The 7,910-nt window shown below is 36.9% G+C and carries 8 protein-coding genes and 1 pseudogene; all 9 read left to right on the forward strand.

The genetic code is table 11. The features are described from left to right. Window positions 1–25 precede the first annotated feature (25 nt). Window positions 26–979 carry a glycosyltransferase gene (locus tag GHI45_RS04475; RefSeq protein WP_147779625.1) on the forward strand — a complete coding sequence of 318 codons (954 nt, stop codon included), beginning with the start codon at window positions 26–28 and terminating at the stop codon, window positions 977–979. Between the two features lie 12 nt (window positions 980–991). Next, window positions 992–2,062, forward strand: coding sequence for a glycosyltransferase family 4 protein (locus GHI45_RS04480; protein WP_147779626.1), 1,071 nt, complete (start codon window positions 992–994; stop codon window positions 2,060–2,062). Between the two features lie 409 nt (window positions 2,063–2,471). Then, window positions 2,472–3,446, forward strand: coding sequence for a polysaccharide pyruvyl transferase family protein (locus GHI45_RS04485; protein ID WP_147779627.1), 975 nt, complete (start codon window positions 2,472–2,474; stop codon window positions 3,444–3,446). Next, complete coding sequence (locus GHI45_RS04490) at window positions 3,439–4,962, forward strand: hypothetical protein (protein ID WP_147779628.1); 1,524 nt, start codon at window positions 3,439–3,441, stop codon at window positions 4,960–4,962. The genes GHI45_RS04485 and GHI45_RS04490 overlap by 8 nt, the downstream gene beginning before the upstream one ends. Window positions 4,963–4,976: 14 nt before the next feature. Continuing rightward, window positions 4,977–5,357, forward strand: a complete 381-nt coding sequence (locus tag GHI45_RS04495) for a glycosyltransferase family 2 protein (RefSeq protein ID WP_147779629.1) — start codon at window positions 4,977–4,979, stop codon at window positions 5,355–5,357. A gap of 81 nt (window positions 5,358–5,438) precedes the next feature. Beyond that, window positions 5,439–5,636, forward strand: coding sequence for a hypothetical protein (locus GHI45_RS04500; protein ID WP_147779630.1), 198 nt, complete (start codon window positions 5,439–5,441; stop codon window positions 5,634–5,636). 115 nt (window positions 5,637–5,751) lie between these two features. After that, a complete protein-coding gene (locus GHI45_RS04505; protein ID WP_147779631.1) occupies window positions 5,752–5,856 on the forward strand; it encodes a type I toxin-antitoxin system Fst family toxin in 105 nt (34 codons plus the stop codon). A gap of 417 nt (window positions 5,857–6,273) precedes the next feature. Continuing rightward, entirely contained in the window at window positions 6,274–7,269 is a 996-nt protein-coding gene (locus GHI45_RS04510; RefSeq protein ID WP_147779638.1) for a bacterial Ig-like domain-containing protein, read from the forward strand. 46 nt (window positions 7,270–7,315) lie between these two features. After that, window positions 7,316–7,910, forward strand: a pseudogene (locus GHI45_RS04515) (transposase); the annotation flags it as partial.

A 7,910-nucleotide genomic window follows, 5' to 3' on the forward strand; every position in this document is an offset into this window, starting at 1 on the left:
TCACTTGGTTAAAAAGGAAGTAAAAATGAAAACAGCAGTATTGATGGCAAGCTACAATGGTGAAAAATTCATTCAAGAACAATTAGATTCAATAAAAAACCAAAGCCTCAAGCCTGACTATGTTTTGATCAGAGATGACGGATCAACCGACCAAACGGTTCAAACGGTTGAAAAATATATCGCAGACAATGAGCTGCAAGGCTGGTCAATTAAACGCAACGAAAAAAATCTCGGTTGGCGTTCAAATTTTAGAGCGCTGCTCTTTGATAGCCTCGAACTTGAAACAGACTATGTTTTCTTTTCAGACCAAGATGACACTTGGAAACTAGATAAGAATGAAAAACAAGTATCTATAATGGAAGAAAACGGCAATATTGAAGTCTTGAGTGGCGATTTGGAAATCGTCAAACTTGACGAAGATGCCATCATTCCGCATTTCTTTGTCTTTGATGACAAGGATAAGGAAATCTCTAAGTATCCAAAACGCGTAGAATATTTGTCAGGTTTCCGCCAAGGCATGACTTTGGCAATTAAAACGACTTTGGTCAAAGACATCATGGCTTACTGGGAACCAAGATTTGATATTTTAACACATGATATTTTGTTTGAAGGACTGTCTAGTTTGTTGGAAACAGGATATAATTTCAATCATATCGTTGCCAATCACAAACGTCACTCAGGTAATGCAAGTGGTGGTAAAATTATTAGTGTTGGCGATCCAAAAGAAAAACATGTTTATGATTTAGAACACAAAATTTTAGGTTATCATTATATTGCCTATCATGTGCTTCAAAAACGCAATGATCCACAAGCAAGTGTTCAAAAAGATTATTATGATTTTGTCAGTCGTCGGGTTGAAAATGCGAAAGCTGATAAATTCTTTCCAGTATTCAAACAAGTACTGACAGATTGGTCATATTATGCAAACATGAGCGGGCGAATAAGAGATTTATTATTTGCATTGAAGAAAATGAAATAGGAAATGAAAAACATGAAAAGAATAAATTTTGTTTTACCAGCAAATTTTGATATTCCCGTTGGCGGTTTCAAGATTGTTGTTCAATATGCAAATGAATTAGTAAAACGTGGCTACGAAGTAAAGATTACATTTTTGTTTAACATGAGAGGAAAATCTTTCAAAGTGGCTAAGTTGGCTCGTTTTGTCAACAATCATCTTTATCACCGTGTGAAACACTATAAACAAGTGACTTGGATTGATCTTGATGAGAGCATTGAAGTTTTCTACGATGTAACATCCCCAAGTGAATTTCCAGATGCGGACTTTGTAGTTGCTACAGCAGCTCCGACGACACACCTTGTTTCAAGTTTGCCTATGAGTAAAGGGAAAAAGTTTTATTTCATTCAAAACTTTGAAACATGGTCTTATGGCGGATCAGTTGAAAAACTCAATGAAACATTTAATCTAGGCCTAAGCAATATTGTAATTTCTCAAGAATTACGTCAAAAAGTGGTTGAAGGTTCAGGTATTGAGCCTCATTATCTCCCTAACTTTTACAATCCAGATGAATTTTATCTAGCAAAACCAATCGAAAATCGTGAAAATGTTGTTTGTTTGATTAATCATACGCATGAAGTCAAACGTACAAAACTTGGACTTGAGATTATGGCAGAAGTGAAAAAACAAGTGCCTGATTTGAAAGTTGAACTTTTTGGTGCTTATGAGCCTGTAATGCCACTTGAAGATTATGTGCATTTTACATTCAAGGCAAATCCTGACCAACTCCGTGAAGATATTTATGGGAAATCAAAAATCTACCTTCTACCAAGCGTTCTTGAAGGATGGGTTTTGACAGGTATGGAAGCAATGGCGTGTGGCGCAGCGGTCGTTTCAAGTCGAATTGGCGGAATTGTTGATTATGCTAACGATGGAAACAGTATTTTAATCACACCAGATGATAAAGCTGCTTTTGTTGCAGCGATTGTTGACTTGTTGACACATGAAGAAAAACAAGTTGCCCTTGCTAAAAAAGCTTATGAAGAAGTTCAACAATATCGAATTGAAAAATCAAGTGATATCTTAGAAACGATATTAAATAGCTAATATCCCTTACCATTTTTAATATTCGTGCCTTTTGCTCTTGTTGCTTTAGCAACTAAGCAAACGGACAAATGTTTTAAGCATTTTGCTCTTGCCACTATCGTTGCAACTTTAGCCTTTTTATCAGTTGCTTCAGCGACTAGAAAAAAACGGACAAATGTTTTATGTTGCTTACGAGTAGTGGACAAGTGTTCTATGTTGCTTTAGCAACTAGCTGCGCATGTCCATTGGCTGTAAATCGCTGAAGCGATAACGCCAAATGGCAAGCAAACGGACAAATGTTTTAGGCGACTAGAGAAAATGGACAAATGTTTTAAGCATTTAGGCAAACTTTAAAATTTAACGTATTTTTAAAAGATAAATAGCTAATAGCGCCTTACCATTTTTAATATGCGTGAAACTGGAGAAAATAATGACGAAACTAATTACGATTTGGGACACGTCCGTTGGGACACTCAATGTCGGAGACGAAATAATCAATGAAAGTGTAAAAAGAGAACTATCAAGCATTTATCAAGATGGCTATCAATTTTTCACAGTTCCTACACATGATGTCGTTGGACGCAGAGGAAAACTCATTTTAAATAAGAGTGAAGCTTCATTTGTCGCTGGAACAAATATTCTTTCTTCTAGATACAAACACTTTAGATCAAGCAATGGTTGGAATTTGCGTTATCGTGATGCTTTTCTTGTGCGTGATGTAATCTTGTTTGGTGTTGGTTGGGAAAATTACCAATCAAAACCATCATTTACCAATAAATTCTTGTATCAACACATTCTCAACAAAACGGTCATTCATTCTGTTCGTGATAACCACACGAAAAAAATGTTAGAAAGTATTGGCATTACTAATGTTGTCAATACAGGTTGTCCAACCTTGTGGCGTCTTGTTCCTGAACATTGCAAAACAATTCCTCATACAAAAGCAAAAAAAGTTATCACTACTGTTACAGATTATCGTAAAGATAAGGCAGCAGATGAACTCATGCTTAAGAGCTTGAATGAGAACTATGAAGAAGTTTATATTTGGCTGCAAGGTGCAGAAGATGAACCTTATTTTGACGGTTTAGATGCTTCAATCATCAAAAACATTAAAAAAATTCCTGGTTCACTTCAAAAATATGATGAATACCTTGAAGACCCTGATTTTGAATTTGTTGGAACACGACTTCATGCAGGTATTCGTGCCATGCAAAAAGGACGCCGTGCTGTTATCATCGGTGTAGATAACCGTTCAATCGAAATGAAACGAGACTGGGACTTGCCAGTGTTAGAGCGTGAAAATATTGCTCAACTATCTGAATACATCAATCACGACTTTGAAACCAAAATCAATCTTGACTTTGATTTGATTGAAAAGTGGAAAGCACAATTTAAACATGAATAAAACCTCAACAAATAAAAGCTTGGTTATCAATCTTGTGTCGGCATTGGTTGTTTTTGCAATCAATTTGCTGATTAGCTTTCTTTTGACACCTTATATTGTTAAAACGTTAGGTGGCGATGCCAATGCCTTTGTCACGATGGCAAATACTTTTGTATCCTACATCACTATTATCACAGTAGCACTCAATTCGATGGCTTCACGCTTCATTACGATTGCACTGGTCAATGGAGATAAACAAGAAGCTGACGAATTTTACTCATCAACTTTTGCAGGAAATGTTGCCTTGATGGCAATTTTGTCAATCCCAGTTACCTTAGGGATTGTCTTTCTGGATAAATTTTTGAAAATATCTCCTGATTTGGTCATGCCCGTCAAGCTTTTATTTATGTTTGTGTTCATCAGCTTTTTCATCTCGACAGTCATGCCTGTCTGGAATGTCGCTGCTTTTGCGACCAACAGAGTGTATCTGCAATCTATTGGAAATATGATTTCAAATGGAACGCGGGCTTTGGTCATTGTACTCTTGTTTGCTTGTTTTCCTACCAAGCTTTGGTATGTTGGACTTGCCGGAGTTGTATCAATGGTGGCACTACAGATTTGGCAATTTAGTTATAAGCGGCGCATTCTCAAAGACTTGAGAGTGAAGGTGAAAAACATTCATTTTTCAAGAATCAAAGAACTACTTGCAACAGGAATTTGGAATTCGGTCAACCAACTCGGTGTTTTACTGTTTGGCGGATTGGATTTGATTTTGGCAAATGCTTTTGCGACAGAATGGATGAAAATCATTGCTGTTGCACAAGTCGTCCCTAACTTTTTGGGCTCATTGCAAGGAACAATCACGAGTGTTTTCACGCCGAACATGACAATCTTGTATGCCAAAGGTAAGATTGATGAGTTAAAGCAAGACTTGTTTCGAGCGGGTAAAATCAATATTGCCCTCCTCGGCATTCCATTTGCAATTCTTTTAGCATTTGGACATGATTTCTTTGCACTTTGGCTACCTGAGATGGATCCGACAAATCTGCAAATTCTATCCATACTGTATTCGTTAAGTTATGCAGTGGTTGTAGGAACAGCACCATTGTGGAATTTGTTCATCATTGTCAACAAGACAAAAGCAAATTCGAATTCGGTCATCATTAGCGGTGTGATAAGTGTAGCAGCAACTATTGTTGCACTCGAATATACACATTCTTTAGGTGCCGCAATCGCCATTTGTGGTATCAGTTCAATCATTAGTATTTTGAGAAATGTCGTATTTGTTATTCCAGTATCAGCAAAATATCTCGGTTTAAAGTGGACAACATTTTTCCCTCTTTTGGGATATACCTTGTTAAACTTTGGGGTAGATATTTTGATAGGTTTAATTATCAGACACTTTATTCCTGTTCATAGCTGGTTAACACTAGCTTTTGCAGCCATATTACTGATGATTTTCAGCTTAGGTTTTGGTCTGTTTGGTATTCTTAACAAGTCCGAACGTACGTTTGTCCTCAAGAAATTTATAAAATAAAAAGGGAATTAATTATGAAAGTCAGTATTTTGATGCTTACATACAATGCTCCAAGATATGTAAAAAAATCAATTCAAACATTAAAGAAAAACACAGAAGGCATTGACTATGAACTCATTGTTGTCGATAATGCTTCTGAAGAAAAAACTAAAAAATTGTTGAACAAGCTCAAAGAAAAGGGCATGATTGACAAACTTGTCTTTAATGACAAGAATGAATTGTTTGCAGGCGGAAATAACATCGCAGCAAAATATGCGGATAAAGATGCAGATTTTTATTTGTTGCTTAACAGTGATGTCAAAATCAAAAACAAAAACTGGCTCAAACGTTTGGTTAACCTCCACCCAGGACGAGGGATTTCAAGTTATGGTGCGGTGCTTTCTGAACCTGTCTGAGCTGACGGTTACTGCCTACTAATCAATAAAGATCTTTATGATGCCCACCAACTTGACGAAGAATTCCAATGGTGGTGGAGCGTGACTAAGCTTGAAGCAGAAATCCTGAACGAAGGCAATAAAATCATCGCTGTACGCAATCACGAAAACGATATCCACCATTATGGCGGTAAGAGTGGTAAAGGCTTCAAAGATGCTAGCGGACTTTATCCAGATATGGACAAAGTTAAAGCATGGTTCAAATCAGGAAAAGTTGAAATCCTTGATACTTATGAATAAAAAATAAAAAAAGCAGCTCTTGTCAAGAAACTGCTTTTTTATCTTGCTTGTGTTATAATCGTTGACGGCGCACCTGAACTGGAAGCAATTCGGCCATAGGGAGGGGGTGAGTTTTATGCTTCAACTTATATTCGTAACAGTAGCCGCCCCTATCGTGGTAGGGGCAGTCCTTGAACTGTTCAAGGACTGGTTAAAAAATAGGAATCAAAAGCGCCACTAATTCCACATTTTTAGAAACGTTCTCCTCGGCGGGAGGGCGTTTTTATTTGCAAAGAAAAAACGAGACAATTCGGCGTGTCTCGTTTTGTGAGTTAATGCTTCAACTCATATTCGTTACTGTTATTATAACATACTGTCTGATGAAGTCAAGCCATATCAGTTTTATAACTTTTACAGAATAATAAGGCAAGTGTTTTCAGATTTTTTATCTCAAATCATATTTATAATCACTATTAACAAACGCATAAAACACGTAAAAGTCCAATTGGTCATGAAAATAAAATGAAAATTATTTTATTTGCGGAGACAAAAATAAATTTTAAAATAATATAAATTAGGACTTGACATACTTGTACAGACAAGGTATAATTAGACCGTAATCGATAAATTACTTTATTCAAACAAAGGAGAATAAAAAATGGAAACAAAAGTTTCAAATTTCCGCACATGGAAATCTGGTAAAGTTTGGCTTGTTGCCTCTGCTGCAGTAGCCGCTCTTGCAATGACTGGAGCTGTTACAGCAAATGCTGCAACTGTAAATAACTCTGCCACAACTACAAATGGTGCTGGTACTGTACCAGTTTATCAAGTTGCTAAAGGCAATGACCACTATCTTTCAACTAACAAAGCATACGTTGATAGCCTTTTGACTAAAGGTTACAACTCTGAAAAGATTGTTGCTTTCGCAGCAGCACAAAGTGCTACACCTGTAAATAGCTGGTATAAACCATCTGCAGGTCACTATTACACTACTGATAACTCAGCAGCAAACGTAGCTCGTTTGAAAGCTTTGGGATATACTCAATTCTACACTTCAAACCTTTACTCATTGACTGCAAATGATAACAATGCTGCTCCAGTATATGTTACATTTAACTCAGCTGCAAATCACTACTATACTCAAGATCAAACTGATGTTCCTGCTGGATACGGCAACCAATCAGTTTCATTCCTCGGTGTTAAAGCAGCAGCAAGCATCGCTGCTGAAGATGCAACAGTAACAGCTGGCGCAACTAATGCTCAAGTAGAAGCAGCCGTTGTTAAAAATGCAATCGCAAGCGGAACAACTGTAACTGTAAACGGCGTTACTTCAACACTTACTCAAGACGAATTGAGTGCTGACGCTGGTGGAAATTCATTATTCACAAACACTAATGGTGTTCTTCAAATCAATAGCGCAGCTTTGACTGTAACTGGTCTTGACACAACTAAGACTGGTGTTCAAACTGTAACTCTTGCTCTTGCAGGTTCAACTGCAACAACAACTGTTAAAGTAACAGTCGTAGCTCCTACAGTTTCATCTACAACTGGTGCTGTTTCAACTTCAGTAATCTCTGGTGCAAATGCTAACATCATCAGTGCTACAAATGGTCAAGCTACTGTGGAGCTATACTATAAAAGTGGACACAAATAAGTGTGCTATAATCTGTCTAAGAAGACACAAAAATGAAAGGACTTTTATGTCGGGATTTAAACGTTACGACGAGGAGTTTAAACAATCTCTCGTCAATCTCTATCAAACAGGTAAAAAGCAAGCTGAACTCTGTAAAGACTATGGTGTTTCTCAAACAGCACTCTCTAAATGGATTAAGCAATTCTCTCAGGTTCAACTCGAAGATAACACGGTAATGACTGCTAAACAAATTCAAGCATTACAAAAGCGGAATGCACAATTAGAAGAGGAAAATCTCATCTTAAAAAAAGCGAGTGCCATATTCATGCAAAACTCCAAGTGAGAGTAAAAGCTGTCTATCGACTCCGATTTGAACACACGACAGTGATGCTCTGTCGTGTTTTACATGTCAATCGTTCTACCTACTATAACTTCATTAACAAGAAGCCTTCTAAACGTGAAATAGAGAATCAACACTTGAGAAAATTACTTCTTGAAATTTATATGAAAGCCAAGAAAAGAATTAGAACGAGAGCTTTTAAAATCATTCTTCTACGTGATTATGGCGTTACTATTTCCGAAGGACGTATTTTACGACTTCTTAAGTCTATGACACTTCCTAAGATGTCAACGATTAAACCACGATTTAAATCAAAGCAATC

This window comes from Lactococcus sp. dk101, from assembly GCF_009601055.1.
In the GTDB taxonomy this organism is placed as follows: domain Bacteria; phylum Bacillota; class Bacilli; order Lactobacillales; family Streptococcaceae; genus Lactococcus.